The organism is Streptomyces sp. Act143, assembly GCF_003143935.1.
Classification (GTDB): domain Bacteria; phylum Actinomycetota; class Actinomycetes; order Streptomycetales; family Streptomycetaceae; genus Streptomyces.
This window is the reverse complement of sequence record NZ_QFRX01000001.1, coordinates 8,725,306-8,741,416: the sequence shown is the minus strand read 5'-3', so window position 1 is coordinate 8,741,416 and position 16,111 is coordinate 8,725,306. Positions and strand designations below refer to the sequence as shown.

The 16,111-nt window shown below is 71.7% G+C and carries 15 protein-coding genes; 6 read left to right on the top strand and 9 right to left on the bottom strand.

The window, feature by feature from the left end; genetic code table 11:
• Positions 1 to 2: 2 nt before the first annotated feature.
• On the bottom strand, positions 3 to 1,361 hold the full coding sequence (locus DI272_RS39930; RefSeq protein ID WP_109500046.1) for a glutamine synthetase family protein: 1,359 nt from the start codon (positions 1,359 to 1,361) through the stop codon (positions 3 to 5).
• 94 nt (positions 1,362 to 1,455) lie between these two features.
• Between DI272_RS39930 and DI272_RS39925 the strand changes: the two genes are divergently transcribed.
• Positions 1,456 to 2,196: a FadR/GntR family transcriptional regulator gene (locus DI272_RS39925; RefSeq protein WP_109500045.1), complete on the top strand. Its 741-nt coding sequence runs from the start codon at positions 1,456 to 1,458 to the stop codon at positions 2,194 to 2,196.
• 90 nt (positions 2,197 to 2,286) lie between these two features.
• Entirely contained in the window at positions 2,287 to 2,970 is a 684-nt protein-coding gene (locus DI272_RS39920) for a gamma-glutamyl-gamma-aminobutyrate hydrolase family protein (protein ID WP_109500044.1), read from the top strand.
• On the opposite strand, the gene DI272_RS39915 is transcribed toward DI272_RS39920, so the two are convergent.
• Together DI272_RS39915 and DI272_RS39910 are read right to left on the bottom strand one after the other, a co-directional pair.
• Entirely contained in the window at positions 2,954 to 3,916 is a 963-nt protein-coding gene (locus DI272_RS39915) for a phosphotransferase family protein (RefSeq protein WP_109500043.1), read from the bottom strand. The two genes, DI272_RS39920 and DI272_RS39915, sit on opposite strands and share 17 nt — an antisense overlap.
• Before the next feature lie 262 nt (positions 3,917 to 4,178).
• Positions 4,179 to 5,108 (bottom strand): LysR family transcriptional regulator, encoded by a 930-nt coding sequence (locus tag DI272_RS39910; RefSeq protein WP_109500042.1) that lies wholly within the window; start codon positions 5,106 to 5,108, stop codon positions 4,179 to 4,181.
• 70 nt (positions 5,109 to 5,178) lie between these two features.
• Here DI272_RS39910 and DI272_RS39905 point away from each other — a divergent pair, with 70 nt between their 5' ends.
• Complete coding sequence (locus DI272_RS39905) at positions 5,179 to 6,327, top strand: TDT family transporter (RefSeq protein WP_109500041.1); 1,149 nt, start codon at positions 5,179 to 5,181, stop codon at positions 6,325 to 6,327.
• On the opposite strand, the gene DI272_RS39900 is transcribed toward DI272_RS39905, so the two are convergent.
• The 4 genes from DI272_RS39900 to DI272_RS39885 all read right to left on the bottom strand — a co-directional run bounded on the left by DI272_RS39900 (position 6,275) and on the right by DI272_RS39885 (position 11,648).
• Complete coding sequence (locus DI272_RS39900; RefSeq protein WP_109500040.1) at positions 6,275 to 6,991, bottom strand: helical backbone metal receptor; 717 nt, start codon at positions 6,989 to 6,991, stop codon at positions 6,275 to 6,277. The two genes, DI272_RS39905 and DI272_RS39900, sit on opposite strands and share 53 nt — an antisense overlap.
• Positions 6,988 to 7,560 carry a helix-turn-helix domain-containing protein gene (locus DI272_RS39895; protein WP_109500039.1) on the bottom strand — a complete coding sequence of 191 codons (573 nt, stop codon included), beginning with the start codon at positions 7,558 to 7,560 and terminating at the stop codon, positions 6,988 to 6,990. The genes DI272_RS39900 and DI272_RS39895 overlap by 4 nt, the downstream gene beginning before the upstream one ends.
• Positions 7,561 to 7,981: 421 nt before the next feature.
• Entirely contained in the window at positions 7,982 to 10,597 is a 2,616-nt protein-coding gene (locus DI272_RS39890; RefSeq protein WP_109500038.1) for an ABC transporter permease/substrate binding protein, read from the bottom strand.
• Positions 10,590 to 11,648 carry a glycine betaine/L-proline ABC transporter ATP-binding protein gene (locus DI272_RS39885; RefSeq protein ID WP_109500037.1) on the bottom strand — a complete coding sequence of 353 codons (1,059 nt, stop codon included), beginning with the start codon at positions 11,646 to 11,648 and terminating at the stop codon, positions 10,590 to 10,592. Before DI272_RS39885 ends, DI272_RS39890 begins: the two co-directional genes overlap by 8 nt.
• Positions 11,649 to 11,809: 161 nt before the next feature.
• Between DI272_RS39885 and DI272_RS39880 the strand changes: the two genes are divergently transcribed.
• From DI272_RS39880 to DI272_RS39870, 3 genes are all read left to right on the top strand, one after another.
• The gene (locus tag DI272_RS39880) at positions 11,810 to 12,169 is read left to right on the top strand and encodes a hypothetical protein (protein ID WP_109500036.1); all 360 of its coding nucleotides are present in this window, start codon (positions 11,810 to 11,812) and stop codon (positions 12,167 to 12,169) included.
• Between the two features lie 6 nt (positions 12,170 to 12,175).
• Complete coding sequence (locus tag DI272_RS39875; RefSeq protein WP_109500035.1) at positions 12,176 to 13,120, top strand: 5'-3' exonuclease; 945 nt, start codon at positions 12,176 to 12,178, stop codon at positions 13,118 to 13,120.
• A gap of 147 nt (positions 13,121 to 13,267) precedes the next feature.
• The gene (locus tag DI272_RS39870) at positions 13,268 to 14,110 is read left to right on the top strand and encodes a siderophore-interacting protein (protein ID WP_109500034.1); all 843 of its coding nucleotides are present in this window, start codon (positions 13,268 to 13,270) and stop codon (positions 14,108 to 14,110) included.
• A gap of 115 nt (positions 14,111 to 14,225) precedes the next feature.
• Here DI272_RS39870 and DI272_RS39865 read toward each other — a convergent pair whose 3' ends face one another.
• Positions 14,226 to 15,005, bottom strand: a complete 780-nt coding sequence (locus DI272_RS39865) for an ABC transporter permease (RefSeq protein WP_109500033.1) — start codon at positions 15,003 to 15,005, stop codon at positions 14,226 to 14,228.
• Positions 15,002 to 16,021 (bottom strand): ATP-binding cassette domain-containing protein, encoded by a 1,020-nt coding sequence (locus DI272_RS39860; RefSeq protein ID WP_109500032.1) that lies wholly within the window; start codon positions 16,019 to 16,021, stop codon positions 15,002 to 15,004. Before DI272_RS39860 ends, DI272_RS39865 begins: the two co-directional genes overlap by 4 nt.
• Positions 16,022 to 16,111 lie beyond the last annotated feature (90 nt).

Sequence of the window (16,111 nt, the reverse complement as noted above, 5' to 3'; positions counted from 1 at the left end):
TTTCACAGACGTTCGAAGGAGCGGCGCAGCTCCCAGTCGGTGACGGCCGCGTCGAAGGCGTCCAGTTCGACGCGTGCCATGTTGCGGTAGTGGGCGACGACCTCGTCGCCGAAGGCGGCCTTGGCGATGGGGCTGTTCTCCCAGAGTTCGGCGGCCTCGCGGAGGGTGGTGGGGACGTGCGCGTACTCGCCGGTGTAGGCGTTGCCGGGGCATGCCTGCGGCAGCTCCAGCTTCTGCTCGATGCCGTACAGCCCGGCCGCCACCAGGCCCGCGACCGCCAGGTGGGGGTTCACGTCGCCTCCCGGCAGCCGGTTCTCGAAGCGCAGCGAGCGGCCGTGGCCGACGACCCGCAGGGCGCAGGTGCGGTTGTCGTGGCCCCAGGCGACGGCGGTCGGGGCGAAGGAGCCGGGCTGGAAGCGCTTGTACGAGTTGATGTTGGGCGCGTAGAGGAGCGAGAAGTCGCGGAGGGCCGCCAGTTGTCCGGCGAGGAAGTACCGCATGACGTCGGACATGCCGCCGTCGTCGGCCATCGCGTTGTTGCCCGCCGCGTCCGCGAGGGAGAGGTGGATGTGGCAGGAGTTGCCCTCGCGCTCGTTGTACTTGGCCATGAAGGTGATCGAGACGCCTTCCTGGGCGGCGATCTCCTTGGCGCCGGTCTTGTAGACGGCGTGCTGGTCGCAGGTGCGCAGGGCGTCGTCGTAGCGGAAGGCGATCTCGTGCTGTCCGGGGTTGCACTCGCCCTTGGCGGACTCGACGGTCAGGCCGGCACCCGCCATCTCGTTGCGGATGCGGCGGAGCAGCGGCTCGATACGGCCGGTCCCGAGCACCGAGTAGTCGATGTTGTACTGGTTCGCCGGGGTGAGGCCCCGGTAGTTGGCGTCCCAGGCCTGTTCGTAGGTGTCCTTGAAGACGATGAACTCCAGCTCGGTGCCGACCTGGGCGGTGTAGCCGTGCTCGGCGAGGCGGTCGAGCTGGCGGCGCAGGATCTGGCGGGGCGCGGCGACGACCGGGGAGCCGTCCTCCCAGGCGAGGTCTGCGATGAGCATCGCGGTTCCGGCGTTCCAGGGCACGCGGCGGAGGGTGGAGAGGTCCGGGTGCATGGCGAAGTCGCCGTAGCCGCGGTCCCAGGAGGACATCTCATAGCCGTCGACGGTGTTCATCTCGGTGTCGACGGCCAGGAGGTAGTTGCAGCCCTCGGTGCCGTGGTGGAGTACCTCGTCGAGGAAGAAGCGGGCGGCGAACCGCTTGCCCTGGAGCCGTCCCTGCATGTCGGGGAAGGCCAGGACGACGGTGTCGATCTCACCGCTCGCGACGAGGGCGTGCAGCTCCTCGACGCTCAGCGGGGGTGTGCGGTCTGCCACGGGAGAGCTCCTTCGGCTTCTGCGCTTTTTTCGGCCCGGCCGGAAGCCATAAGGTATTGCGGAGAACCATTGCTTGGGAAGGGGGTGCGGCGGGATGTCGCTGGATCCGCAGGCCGGTCCGGAGGACCGTCTGACGCCGGTGCTGCGGCCGGTGCGGGCGGGCAACGGGTTCGAGGAGGCGCTGGAGCAGATCCTGCAGGTCGTACGGCTGGGGCTGGTGCCGGGGGGCGAGCGGCTGCCGGCCGAGCGGGAGCTGGCGGAGCGGCTCGGGATCAGCCGGGTGACGCTGCGCGAGGTGCTGAAGGTCCTCCAGGACCAGGGGCTGGTCGAGTCGCGGCGCGGGCGGTACGGCGGCACCTTCGTGCTGCCGCGCGCGGACGCGGGCGACCTCGGCGAGGGTGAGCTGCGGCGGCGGATCGCCGAGGTCGACATCGAGGACGTGCTCCGGTTCCGGGAGGTGCTGGAGGTCGGGGCGGCGGGCCTGTGCGCGGCGCACGGACTGACGGACGAGCAGGCGGACCGGCTGCGCGAGGCCCTGGCCCGCACGCAGGACGCGCCGCTGACGGACTACCGGCGCCTGGACACTCTGCTGCACCTGACGCTGGCCGAGCTGTGCGGCTCGCCGACGCTGACCGCGCAGTACGCGGCGGTGCGGGCCACGGTGAACGACCTGCTGGACTGCATCCCGCTGCTGGTACGGAACCTGGAGCACTCCCAGCGGCAGCACGGCGCGCTGGTGGAGGCGGTGCTGGACGGGGACGCGGACGGCGCGCGGGAGATGATGCGGGAGCACTGCGCGGGGACGGCGGCGCTGCTCAGGGGATTCCTGGCGTAGCAGGCGCGGAAGAGGCCGCCGGGGACTTGTTTTGGATACCTTCCGTCGACAAAGGTATGGAAACAATCCTTTGCCGAACCGGGAGGGCGCATGGCGGGCAGGCCGCTGATCGGCATCAGTACGTATCTGGAGGCCGGGGCGCGCTGGGGCGTGTGGGAGCTGGAGGCGGCGCTGCTGCCCGCCGGATATCCGCGGCTCGTCCAGCGGTCGGGCGGGCTGGCGGCCATGCTGCCGCCGGACGCGCCCGAGCACGCCGCCGCGACGGTGGCCCGCCTCGACGGGCTGGTGATCGCGGGCGGCCCGGACGTCGAGCCGGTCCGCTACGGCGCCGAGCGCGAGCCCCGCACCGGCCCGCCCGCGCGGGAACGGGACGCCTGGGAGCTGGCGCTGATCGACGCGGCCCTGGCGGCGGGCGTTCCGCTGCTGGGGATCTGCCGCGGCATGCAGCTGCTGAACGTCGCCCTCGGCGGCACGCTCGTCCAGCACATCGAGGGCCACGCGGAGGTGGTCGGCGTCTTCGGGCGGCATGCGGTGAAGCCGGTGCCGGGGACGTTGTACGCCGGGCTCGTCCCGGAGGAGACGTCCGTACCGACGTACCACCACCAGGCCGTGGACCGGCTCGGCACCGGGCTGCTGGCCTCGGCGTACGCGGCGGACGGCACGGTGGAGGCGGTGGAACTGCCCACCGCCGACTGGGCGTTGGGGGTGCAGTGGCATCCGGAGATGGGCGCGGATCTGCGGGTGGTGCGGGGGCTGGTCACAGCCGCTTCCTGAGCCACTCCAACGCCGCCTCGCCCTGGGCGCGTTGGAAGGCGCGGACCGTGGGGATGCCCGGGGGCGGGGGCTGGAGCGAGCGGTGGACGAAGTAGCCGGCCAGGCCCGCGAGGGCGGCGGTGACGGCGTCCGGGTCGGCGGCGCGGCCGAGCGGGTGCGCGGCGAACAGCTCCTCGGGGTCCGGGCCGCCCTGGGCCCTGACGCACGGGAGCATCAGCAGCAGGTCGAGCCAGGGGGCGCCCCTGACGATGTGCGGCCAGTCGACGAAGACGACGCGGTCGTCGTCGGTGAGCAGCATGTTGTCGGCGCGCAGGTCACCGTGGGCCAGGGTGTCGCCGGCGACGGCGTCGGGCCAGGGGGCGGCGAGTTCGGCGAGGCGCGGGAGGTGGGCCATGGACCAGGGGCCGAGGGCGTCGGGGGTGAGTCCCGCCGGGGCCGGCTCCGCCAAGAGGCGCTGCCAGCCGTCGAACTGGTCGGCGAGGGCGTCGGCGGCGAGCGGCGCGTCGGGTACGGGGGACGGGGTGAGGGCGTGGGCGAGGTCGGTCACCGCGCCCAGGACGCGGGTCAACTCCGGTCGCCGCCAGGGGATACGGGGCTGGCGGCCCTCGATGTCCTCCAGGACCAGCACGGTCCAGATGCCGTCGTCGTGGCTGCCGAGGAGACGCGGCGCGGGGACGGCGGACGGGAGGGCGGCGGTGTGCCGGGCCTCTCGCCGGTGGAACACCTGGCTCGCCGCGTTGACCTGCGCACTGACCGCCTTCACGAAGGCGCGGTGGCCGCGGCTGGTCCGGAGCCGGGCGGCCGTGCCCGGGGAGAATCCGCCGGGCTGGGTGGTGGCGTGGACGACGGGGGCGCCGAGGATGCCGGCGACGGCGGCGTGGACGTGCGACGGGAGGTCTTCCCAGGGGGTGCGGACGCCTGCGGCGGGCGGGGCGGTGGGTGGCATGTAGGGAATGGTGCAGGTCGGGGGTGGTCGCGCACCATGCATTTTCGCCCCCGCCCCCTGACCCGTCGCGTCCCTGGGGGCTGCCGCCCCCCCCCTGACCCGTCGCGTCCCTGGGGGCTGCCGCCCCCTTACCCGTCCCGCCCCTGGGAGCTACCGCCCCCGTACCCCCGCTTCGGCCCCGAACGGGCCTCGTCCTCACCCGCCGGACGGGCTGGGTCTCCGAGCCCGTCCGGCGGGTGAGGACGAGGGCGGAGGAAAGCCCCTACCCCCGCGTCAGCGACAGCAGTTCCCGGGCCGGCCCCACCGGTCGGTGTCCGGTCGGCCACACCGCCCGCAGATCACGGGCCAGCGCGACCCCCTCCACCGGCACCCGCACCAGCCTCCGCATCGCCATCTCCTCGCCCACCGCCAGCTCGCTCAGCACCGCCGGCCCCGCCCCGCTCACCGCCGCCGCCTTCACCGCCGTTGTGGACGACAGCTCGATCAGGGGCCGGGCCAGGCCGCCCAGTGCCGCGTCCAGCACCTGCCGTGTGCCCGAACCCTTCTCCCGCAGGATCAGCGGGGTCGTCGCCAACTCCCCGGCGGCCAGCGGGCGTCGGCGCCGGGCCCACGGGTGGGCCGGGGCGGTCACGACGATGAGGCGGTCGTGGGCGATGACCACCGAGTCCAGGCCCGACGGAACCGTGAGCCCCTCCACGAACCCCAGGTCCGCCTCGCCCGACAGCAGACGTGCCGCCACCGCCGTGGAGTTGCCCGCCAGCAACGACACCGCGGTGTCGGGGCGCTGGGCGCGCAGCGCGAGCAGCCAGCCCGGCAGCAGGTACTCGGCGATCGTCATGCTCGCCGCCACCCGCAGCCGGGAGTCGCGCCGGTCGCGCAACGCCTGCGCGCCCGCGTCGAACGCCTCGGCCGCCTCCACGATCCGCCGCGCCCAGTCGGTCACCAGCGCCCCGGCGTCCGTCAGTCGCGAACCGCGCGGTGAACGGTCCACCAGGGCCACGCCCAACTGGCGTTCCATGGAGCGGATGCGGCTGCTGGCCGCGGGCTGGGTGATGCCGACCTCGCGGGCCGCCGCGCCGAGGCTGCCCAGTCGCGCCACCGCGAGCAGCAGCTCCAGCGCCCCCAGGTCGGGCACGCGGTGTGCCAGCGAACCGGCCGGGGACGGCGGGGAATCATGCTGCGCACTGCTCATAAATCCAGTTTATGCCCTCATAGAGACATCGTCCCTGGTGGGGAACGCTCCGGGACGGGACGCTCGAAGCATGGTCACCGCAGCCCAGCCTCTCCTCCCGCCACGTGCCACCGCACGTCCCCCGCGCGCCGGGGCCGTCCGTCACCTCGGACCGAACTGGTACGCCACCGTCATGGGCACCGCCATCCTCGCCACCGCCGGCGCGGGCCTGCCCGGCGCCGCCGCCGTCCCCGGTCTGCGCACGGCCCTCACCGGTGTCTGGGCGCTCTCCCTCGTCCTCCTCCTCGCGCTGCTCTGCGCCCGCGCCCTGCACTGGACGCACCACCGCGACCAGGCCCGCGCCCACCTCCTCGACCCCGCCATGGCGCCCTTCTACGGCTGCCTGGCCATGGCCCTGCTCGCCGTCGGCGGCGGTGCGCTCACCCTCGGGGCGGACTGGACCGGGACGAAGGCGGCGGTGGCGGTCGACGCCGTGCTGTTCACCGCCGGGACGGTCGTCGGACTCGCGGCGGCCGTCGCCGTCCCCTACCTGATGGCCGTACGCCATCGCGTCGAGCCGGGGCAGGCGACCCCCGTGTGGCTGCTGCCGCTCGTCGCGCCGATGGTGTCCGCGGCGCTCGGGCCGCTCCTCGTGCCCCATCTCCCGGCGGGTCAGGCGCGGGAGACGCTGCTGCTCGGCTGCGTCGGCCTGTTCGGGGTCTCGCTGCTCGCGACGCTGCTCATGCTCCCCCTCGTCTTCGGCCGGCTGATCACGGGCGGGCCGCTGCCGCTCGCCCTCACCCCGACCCTGTTCCTCGTCCTCGGGCCGCTCGGGCAGTCCACCACCGCGGTCGACAAGTTCGCGGACGTCGCCCCCGGCGTGGTGCCCGCCCCGTACAGCGACGGGTTCTCGGTCCTCGCCGTGCTCTACGGCGTGCCCGTCATGGGGTTCGCGCTGCTGTGGTCCGCCCTCGCCGTCGCGCATGTGCTGCGGGCCCGCCGGGAGGGGATGGGGTTCGCGATGACCTGGTGGGCGTTCACCTTCCCCGTCGGGACCTGTGTCACCGGGGCGGAGGGACTGGCCCGGCACACCGGGCTGGCCGTCCTCGAGTGGCTCGCGATCGGGCTGTACGCCGTCCTCGTCGCCGCCTGGGGCGTCGCCGCCCTGCACACCGTGCGCGGGGTCGTCAGCGGTGCGCTGCTCGCAGGGCCGCGGCCAGTACCCGTGGCGCTTCCCTGAGGGACGGGCCGTACCAGGTGAGGTGGCGGCCGCTGACCAGGGCGACCCGGAGCCCTTCGAAGGCCTCCGGGCCGTCGTCCGCCGTGAAGCGGTACGGCTCGTCCGGGAGGACCACGAGGTCCGGCCGCTTCGCCCGCAGCTCGTCCAGGGAGATGCGCGGATAGCGGTCGGCGTGCGTCGCGTACACCTGGTCCACGCCCAGGCGGGCCAGCACATCACCCGCGAAGGTGTCCCGGCCGAGCACCATCCACGGGCGGCGCCAGATCGGCACGACCGCCGTGACGCGGGACTGCGGGGGCGCTCCCGACCAGGCGTCCTCCGCCTCGTCCAGCCAGCGCGGACGCCGCCGCGCTCCGCACGCGGTCAGCACCCTGTCCAGCTCCCGGAAGGCCTGCGGGACGTCCCGCACCTCCGTCACCAGCACCTCGGTCCTCGCCTCGCGCAGGGCCGTCAGGTCGGGGGCGCGGTTCTCCTCCTCGTTGGCGATCACCAGATCGGGCGCGAGGGCCAGGACGCGGTCGACGGCGGGGTTCTTGGTGCCGCCGATCCGGACGACGTCCAGGCCGGCCGGGTGGGAGCACCAGTCGGTCGCGCCCACCAGCACGCCGGGGACGGTCTCGGCCACCGCCTCCGTGAGGGACGGGACCAGGGACACCACCCTCACGGACGCGGCCGGTCCTGCACCGCTTCGATGTGCTCCGCGACCGCGACGACGACCAGCCGGGTGTCCGACACGGTCGCGCGCCAGCGGTGCCTGACCCCGCCGGTGAGGTAGAGCGTGTCGCCGCGGCCGAGCCGGTACGCCCGGCCCTCCGCCTCGATCTCCACCGCGCCGTCGGCGACGTACATCAACTGGTCGTTGCGGTACTGGAATTCACGGCCCGCGTCATGGTCGCCGATGAACTCCTGGGCGTGCATCTGATGATGGCCGCGCACCAGGGAACGGGCCCGCGGACCGGGCGTCGCCGGCTCGGGCTCGTCGGCGCGCACGACGTCGACGCTGCACGCGGGATCGGCGGCGGCGAGCAGCTCGACGGCCGTGGTGCGCAGGGCGTCCGCGACCTTCTCCAGGGAGCTGGTGCTGGGGCGCGCCCGTTCGTTCTCGATCTGGCTCAGGAAGGGGACCGACAGGCCGCTGCGCTCGGCCACGACGGCGAGGGTGAGTTCGAGTGCGCGACGCCGCCGCCGTACGGCCGCGCCCACCCGCAGGGGCTGTTCTTTGTGGTCGCCCATCGCTCCGGCTCCCTCCTTCGCTCGTCGGTCCGTCCACACGCTCTGAGGAGTTGTCTGCCTCTGAGGAGTGTCTGCCTCCGAGGAGTTGTCTGCACCCTACGCATGTTCGGCAAACCGTTTCATGCACCCGTCACATTGCCGTAAACCGGGTGTGACCCTTCCCGCCAACACCGGCCAGTAGATCAGCTATCCGGTCCGGCCGTGCGGGGTTTGCGCCGTCAGGACCAACCAGCTGACCACGACGATCGCATGAGCCTCAGGGGGTGGCATAGCTGTCTGTGGTTGTCCGGATTCTTTCCTGTGCCGTAAGCCGTGCCGCGACCGCACCAGGACCGCGCCATGGCCGTGCCACGACCCGAGGGGCGGGCCCGCACACGCCGTCAGGTCGCGTGGGGGCCCGCCCCTCGGGCGGTATCCGGGGCTACTGCGGTGTCATCCGCTCCACCATGTCCGGGTGCTTCTTCAGCCAGGCGTCGACGGCCTCGTCCTCATGTCCCTGACCGTGCGCGTTGATCGCGGCCTCCAGGGTGCCGAGTTCGTCCTCGCTCATATGGAAACCCTTGATCCACTTGGTGAGCTGCGGGTATTGCGCGGGGAACTTCTCGTTGGCGATCGTACGGATCGTGTTCCCCTCGCCGAAGAGCTTCTTGTCGTCCTTCAGCTTGGTGAGGTCGTACTGGCTGTACGCCCAGTGCGGCGACCAGAGCACGACGGCGACGGGCTGCTTCTTGGCGTACGCCCGCTTGAGCTCGGTGAGCATCGCGGGCGTGGAGCCGTCGACGACGTCGTACTCCTTGTCCAGGCCGTAGCCAGGCAGGACCTTGTTCTTCAGGAGGTTCATCTCGCCGGTGCCCGGCTCGATGCCGATGATCTTCCCGTCGAAGAGGTCGGCCTTGCCCTTGAGGTCCTCGTAGGACGTGATCCCCTTGACGTACGAGGGGACCGCGACCTCCAGCGAGGTCGGTTCGTACCAGGTGCCGAGGTCGGCGAGGCTGTCCTTGCTCTTCTCCCAGTAGTTCGCCTGCGCGTACGGCAGCCAGGCGTCGAAGTTGAGGTCCAGGTCACCGGAGGCGAGGCCGGTGTAGACCGGGCCGACGTCCATCTGCTTGAGGTTCAGCTTGTAGCCGCGCCGCTCCAGGACGTTCTTCCACAAGTGGGTGACGGCGATGTCCTCGTCCCAGGGGAACCAGGCGACGTCGACCGGGTTCTCGGCCTCGGCGGGCGTGGCCGCGCTCTTCGCGACCGGGGCCAGCTTGTCGACCACGCCCGGGTTGCTCTTGAGCCAGGTGCGGACCGCGTCCTGCTGCTTGCCCTTGCCCGCCTTGTTGATCTCGGCTTCCAGGCTGGTGAGCTGCTTCTCGTCGAGCTTGAAGCCCTTCAGCCACTTGCCGACGACGGGGTTGTCGGCGGCGAAGCCCTTGCGGGCGACGGTGTGGATGCCGTCGCCGGAACCCCACGCCCCCTTGGGGTCCTTGAGCTTCTTCAGGTCGTAGTCGTTGTACGCCCAGTGCGGCGACCAGAGCGTGACGACGATCGGCTCCTGCTTGCTGTACGCGCGCTTGAGCTCGGCGAGCATCGCGGGCGTGGAGCTGTCGACGACCTTGTACTCCTTGTCGAGGCCGTACGCCTTGAGGACCTTGCTCTTCAGCAGGGCCATCTCACCGGCGCTGGACTCGATGCCGGTGATCTTCCCGCCGAAGTCGGCGGCCTTGCCCTTGAGGTCGTCGAGGGAGTCGACGCCCTTCATGTACGACGGCACGCTCAGCTCCAGCGAGGTGCTGCCGTACCAGGCGCCGAGGTCGTCGAGCCGGTCGCCGTACTTCTTCCAGTACTGCTCGTGGGTGGTGGGCAGCCAGGCACCCGTCATGAAGTCGACGTTGCCGGAGGCGACGGAGGTGTAGAGGGGGCCCGCGTCGAGCTGCTTGGCCTCGACCTCGTAACCGCGCTCCTCCAGGACCTCCTTCCACAGGAAGGTGGAGGCGACGCCGTCGTCCCAGGGGACGTAGCCGATGCGGACCTTCTCGCCCCGGCCGACGTTCTTGCCGTCGGCGACCGGGGCCGTGCTGTCGCCGCTGCCGCCGAACATGCCCATGCCGCCCGCCACGAGGGCCAGGATCACGATGCCGACCACGGCGACCTGCGGACGGGGGCGGTACGTCCAGATCTTCATCCCCTGTGCCGCGCGGGCCCGGGCGGCGGCGCGGCGGCCCAGCGGGGAGACCTGGGTGCCGAGCGCGCCGGTCATGCGGTCGAGGTAGATCGCGAGGATCACGATCGCGACGCCCGCCTCGGAGCCGAGGCCCACGTCGAGCTGGCCGATGGCCTCGTTGACCCGGCCGCCGAGGCCGCCGGTGCCGACCATGCCGGCGATCGCGGCCATCGACAGGCCCAGCATGATGACCTGGTTGACGCCCGCCATGACGGTGGGCAGGGCGAGCGGGAGCTGGACGCGCAGCAGGGTGTCCCGGGGCGTCGTGCCGAACGCCTCGGCCGCCTCGACCAGTTCCTTGTCGACCTGGCGGATGCCCAGCTCGGTCATGCGCACGCCGGGGGCGAGCGCGAAGATCAGGGTGGCGACGATGCCCGCGGAGGCGCCGGTGCCGAAGAACAGGATCGCCGGGATGAGGTAGATCATCGCGGGCAGCGTCTGCATGAAGTCCAGCACCGGCCGGACCAGCCCGCCCACGCGCTCGGAGCGGGCCGCCCAGATGCCCACCGGCACCGAGATCAGCAGCGCGATCAGAGTGGCCACGAGGACGAGCGAGAGGGTCACCATCGCGTCGTCCCACAGGTCGAGGGAGTCGATGAAGGCGAATCCCGCGAAGGTGAGGACACCGGCGAGGGTGCCGCGCAGCCAGAACGCGACGACGGCGAAGATGCCGGCGAGGAGGAGGGGCTGGGGCGCCTGGAGGACGGCGTCGATCCCGTCGTAGGTGCCGGTGAAGACGGTCTTGAGGAAGTCGAAGAGCCAGCCCATGTGGGCGAGCAGCCAGTCGACGGCGGCGTTGACCCAGTCGCCGAGCGGAATCCTAGGCATGCGCGGCCTCCCGGTCCCGCTGCTCGCCGAGGAAGCCGATCAGCCGCTGCGGCGGCACCACTCCGACGAGTTTCCGCTCGCCGTCGAGCACGGCCACCGGGTGGGTCGACCGGGCGCTGACGGCACAGAGTTCGGCGAACGAGGTGTCGGGCGCGACGGTCTCGCAGTCGCCGGCGCAGCCGCAGTCCGTCTCGTCGCCGCGTACGTCGGTGTCCATCACGGCGGACGCGGTGAGCACCTTGGAGCGGTCGACGTCCTTGGTGAACGAGGCCACGTAGTCGTTCGCGGGCCGCACCAGGATGTCCTCGGCGGTGCCGTTCTGGACGATGCGGCCGTCCCGCATGACGGCGATGCGGTCGCCGAGGCGCATGGCCTCGTTGAGGTCGTGGGTGATGAAGACGATCGTCTTCTTCAGGGTCTGCTGGAGCGTCAGCAGCTGGTCCTGCATGTCGCGGCGGATCAGCGGGTCCAGGGCGCTGAACGACTCGTCCATCAGCAGCAGGTCGGCGTCGGTGGCCAGGGCGCGGGCGAGGCCGACGCGCTGCTGCATGCCACCGGACAGCTCGTCCGGCCAGGACTTCTCCCAGCCGGCCAGGCCGCACAGCTCCAGGGCCTCGGTGGCACGCTTCACGCGCTCGGCCTTGGCCACGCCCTGGACGGCGAGACCGTAGGCGGCGTTCTCCAGGACACTGCGGTGCGGGAACAGCGCGAAGTGCTGGAAGACCATGCTGATCTTCCGCGCGCGCACCTCGCGCAGTGCGCGGTCGCCGAGGGCCGTCAGGTCCTGACCGTCGAAGCGGACGTGTCCCGCGGTCGGTTCCAGCAGCCCGTTGAGCATGCGCAGCAGCGTCGACTTGCCCGATCCGGACAGGCCCATGACGACGAAGATCTGACCGGGGTCCACGGTGAAGGAGGCGTCGATGACGGCGGCGGTCGTGCCGTCGGCGCGCAGCTCCTCCCGGTCGGCTCCGTCGCGCAGTCTCTCGACTGCCTCACTCGGTCGTCTGCCGAACACCTTGTAGAGATGTTCGGCCTCAAGCCTGGATGACACGCGTACCTCTTGCGTCGGGGGCGGGGGTCAGTGGCGGCGCCTGCCCCCGGCCGACCAGGACAAACGGAAAAGTGGTTCAGTTCACAACCAGTACGTACAATCACCGCCCCCGGTCCGTAGGATCACCGTCGACGCTTCACATCGGCGCTGGGGGGACGGCTGTGGAACGACCGGACGACAGACGCGCATCCGCACTGCGGTTCGCGACGGAGCTGGTGGCGTGGGTCGCCGCGCCCTGGGCGCTGGCCCCGTACTCCTGGCCGCTCGCCGTGCTCGCGGTGGTGGTCCTCATCGGCCTGCCGACCGTGTTCGCCACGCCGGGCGACAAGGCGCAGGTGATCGTCCCGGTGCCCGGTGCGGTGACGATCCTGCTGGTGCTGCTGCAGCTCGTCGCGGCGGTGGTCGCGGCGTGGTGGGCCTGGCCGGTCTGGGCGGCGGTCGTCGTGTCACTGCTGGCCGTCGTCACGCTCGGCACGGAGCAGCCGCGCTGGCGCCGGCTGCTGACCGGCGCCGCCGGGTGAGTGTCGGTGCCGTACGGCATGATGCGAGGCGTGACCGGACGACTGATGCTTCTCGACACCGCCTCGCTCTACTTCCGCGCCTATTTCGGCGTCCCGGAGTCCGTGAAGGCCCCGGACGGCACGCCGGTGAACGCCGTGCGCGGGCTGCTGGAATTCATCGACCGCCTGGTCAAGGACCACCGCCCCGATGAGCTGGTGGCGTGCATGGACGCCGACTGGCGCCCGCAGTGGCGGGTCGACCTGATCCCCTCCTACAAGGCCCACCGTGTCGCCGAGGAGCACGAGGCCGGGCCGGACGAGGAGGAGGTGCCGGACACGCTGTCGCCGCAGGTCCCGGTCATCGAGGCGGTCCTGGACGCGCTCGGCATCGCGCGCGTGGGCGTCGCGGGGTACGAGGCGGACGACGTGATCGGCACGTTCACCGCGCGGGCGAAGGGCCCCGTCGACATCGTCACCGGCGACCGCGACCTGTACCAGCTGGTGGACGACGCCCGCGGGATCCGCGTGCTGTACCCGCTGAAGGGCGTGGGCACGCTGCAGCTCACCGACGAGGCGGTGCTGCGCGAGAAGTATGGGGTCGACGGACGTGGGTACGCGGATCTGGCGCTGTTGCGCGGCGATCCGAGCGACGGCCTGCCCGGTGTGCCGGGCATCGGGGAGAAGACGGCGGCCAAGCTGCTGGCCGAGTTCGGCGACCTGGCCGGGATCATGGCGGCCGTCGACGACCCGAAGGCGAAGCTCACGCCGTCGCAGCGCAAGCGCCTGGACGAGTCACGGCCCTATGTCGCGGTGGCACCGAAGGTCGTACGGGTCGCGGACGACGTCCCGCTGCCGGACGTCGACACGACCCTGCCGCGGGGTCCGCGCGACCCGGCGGCGGTGACGGAGCTGGGCGCGCGCTGGGGCCTCGGCGGCTCGTTGCAGCGGCTGCTGACGACCCTGGCGCCGTGAATCGTCTTCCCGCCAGGCGAATTACCTTCTCATTTGAGGGCAATTACACCCTCTTCCTTGGCTTAATCTTGCCCTCGGAGAAGAGGTGTCAAGCAGGGGAGTAATGCTAACTTAGGCAAGCCTAAGCATGGGAGCAGGGAGGCCGCCATGGCAGAACGACCGGGACGCAAGCCGCGGAAGCCGCATTCCGCGGAGGTCGTCCGCACCGAGCGGCTCACCCCGCACATGCAGCGGGTGGTGCTCGGTGGCGAAGGGCTCGCCGACTTCGCGGCGGACACCTGCACCGACCATTACGTGAAGCTGCTGTTTCCGGCCGGGGGTGCCGTCTATCCCGAGCCCTTCGACATGGAGCGGATCCGCGCGGAGTTCCCCCGCGAGCAGTGGCCGGTGACCCGGACCTACACGGTCCGCCACTGGGACGCCGAGCACCGCGAGATGACCCTCGACTTCGTGATCCACGGCGACGAGGGCCTCGCCGGGCCGTGGGCCACGCGGGTACGGCCGGGCGAAACCGTCCGGTTCATGGGCCCCGGCGGCGCCTATGCCCCCGATCCGGCCGCCGACTGGCATCTGCTCGCCGGTGACGAGAGCGCGCTGCCCGCGATCGCCCGCGCCCTGGAGGCGCTGCCCGAGGGCGTCACGGCGTACGCCTTCGTCGAGGTGTCCGGCCCCGAGGAGGAGCAGAAGATCGACTCCGATGTGGAGGTCGTCTGGCTGCACCGCGGGGACCGGCCGGTCGGCGAGGCGCTGACCGAGGCCGTGCGGGCGCTGGAGTTTCCCGCGGGCCGGGTGCACGCGTTCGTCCACGGCGAGGCGCACTTCGTGAAGGAGCTGCGGCACCTGCTGCGCGTCGAGCGTGAGATCTCCCGCGAGGACCTTTCGATCTCCGGCTACTGGCGGCTCGGCCACAACGAGGACGGCTGGCAGGCCTCGAAGCGGGAGTGGAACGCCCGGATCGAGAGCGAGCAGGAGGGCACGTCGGCGGCGTAGCGCCCGGCGGTCAGGGCCAGGGATCCGCGGTTCAGGAGGGCGCCGATGCGCCCTCCTTCGCCTTTCCCGGCTCAGCCTTTCCCGGCTCGGCCTTTCCCGGCTCGGCCTTTCCCGGTTACACCGACCGTTGGTACGACCTGAACGTCCGGATCGACAGCCACACCGCCGCCACCGCGAGCGCCAGCAGCGCCCCGCCACGGCCCAGCACCGCACCCCAGTCCGGATGCTCGGACAGCGCCGAACGACCGGCCACCATCGCCCAGTCGAGGGGGTTGAAGTCGGCGATGTGCCGTATCCAGGACGGCATCTGACGCGGCGCCATGAAGGCGGAGGACAGGAACGTCAGCGGCAGCAGCAGGAAGGTGTTGATGCCGATGATCGACTCCCGCTCCCGCACCAGCATCCCCAGCGCGTTGGACAGCGCCCCGAAGACGGTGCCGAGCAGTACCGAGGCGAGGACCAGCACGGTGACGCCCGTGATGCCACCGGGGTAGTCCGCGCCGCCCAGCAGCCCGAGCAGCACGATGACGACCGATTGCAGGGCGGTCACCAGGCCGTTGTTGACGACGTTGCCGTTCATCAGCGCGGCCCGGCTGACGGGTGTGGTCAGGAAGCGGTCGAGGGTGCCGCGCTGGATCTCGTCGAGCGTGGTCATCCCGGCCCACATGTTGGAGCTGAGCGCGCTCATCACGACCACACCCGGCACGAGGTAGTCGAGGTAGGAGGTGGTGCCGAAGCCGCCGAGCTCGACGACGTCACGGAAGAGGCTGCCGAACAGGAAGAGCCAGATGACCGGCTGGATCAGGGTGATGACCGCGTAGGCGGGCTGCCGTACGAACACCATGAGCTGACGCTGCGTCATGTACCAGGTCTGGGAGAGGGCGGCGGTGCTCATCGCGCACCTCCCGCGAGGACGAGCGCACCGGCCTGCTCGTGCCCCTCGTCAGCCTGCGCGTAACGGCGGCCGGTGTAGCGCAGGTACACGTCGTCCAGCGAGGGGCGGGCGACGGTCGCCGCGGCGACACCGACCCCGGCCCGCTCCAGGGCGCCGAGCAGGGCGGGCATCGCGGCCGCCCCGTCGTCGGCGCGGACGCTGGCGCGGTCTCCGTCCACCAGCACCTCGTGCACGCCCGGCAGTCCGCCGAGGGCACCCTTGAGCAGCGTACGGCCGGCCTCGCCGAGTGCGGCACGCAGCTCCACGTGGACGGCGTCACCGCGGAGTTCGCCCTTGAGGGCGTCGGGGGTGCCTTCGACGACGACGTGACCGCGGTCGACGATGGCGACGCGTTCGGCGAGCCGGTCTGCCTCTTCGAGGTAGTGCGTGGTGAGCAGGATGGTCAGTCCCTCCTCGCCCGCGAGCCGGCCGATCTCGTCCCACATCGCGCTGCGGGCCTGCGGGTCGAGGCCGGTGGTCGGCTCGTCGAGGAAGAGGACCTCGGGTCGGTGCACCAGCCCGAGAGCGACATCGAGCCGGCGCCGCATGCCACCGGAGTAGCCCTTGACCTGGCGGTCGGCGGCATCGGTGAGGGTGAAGCGGTCCAGGAGCGCGGCGACCCGGCGGTCGAGGGCGGTGCCCCGCACCCCGTGGAGCCGCCCTTGGAGCCGGAGGTTCTCGCGGCCGGTGGCGACGGGGTCGGCGCCGGAGTTCTGGGCGACCACCCCGATGGCGCGGCGGACCCGGTCCGGGTGCTTGAGCACGTCATGGCCGACCACGGTGGCCGTGCCGGAGTCGGGGCGGGCCAGGGTGGTGAGGATCTTGACGGTGGTGGACTTGCCGGCGCCGTTGGGGCCGAGGAGCCCGAAGACCGTGCCGGGTTCGACGGTGAGGTCCATGCCGTCGAGGGCGGTGACATCACCGGGGTAGGTCTTGATCAGCTGACGCGCCTCTACTGCGGGCGCACGGGTGCTCATGGCAGGTGCCCTCCTGGGTGAGCGGATGACAGCTGATCCGCGTGAGGAGCACCGGGCTATCCTGGGTGTGCCGCACCTCGATCGCCTGGA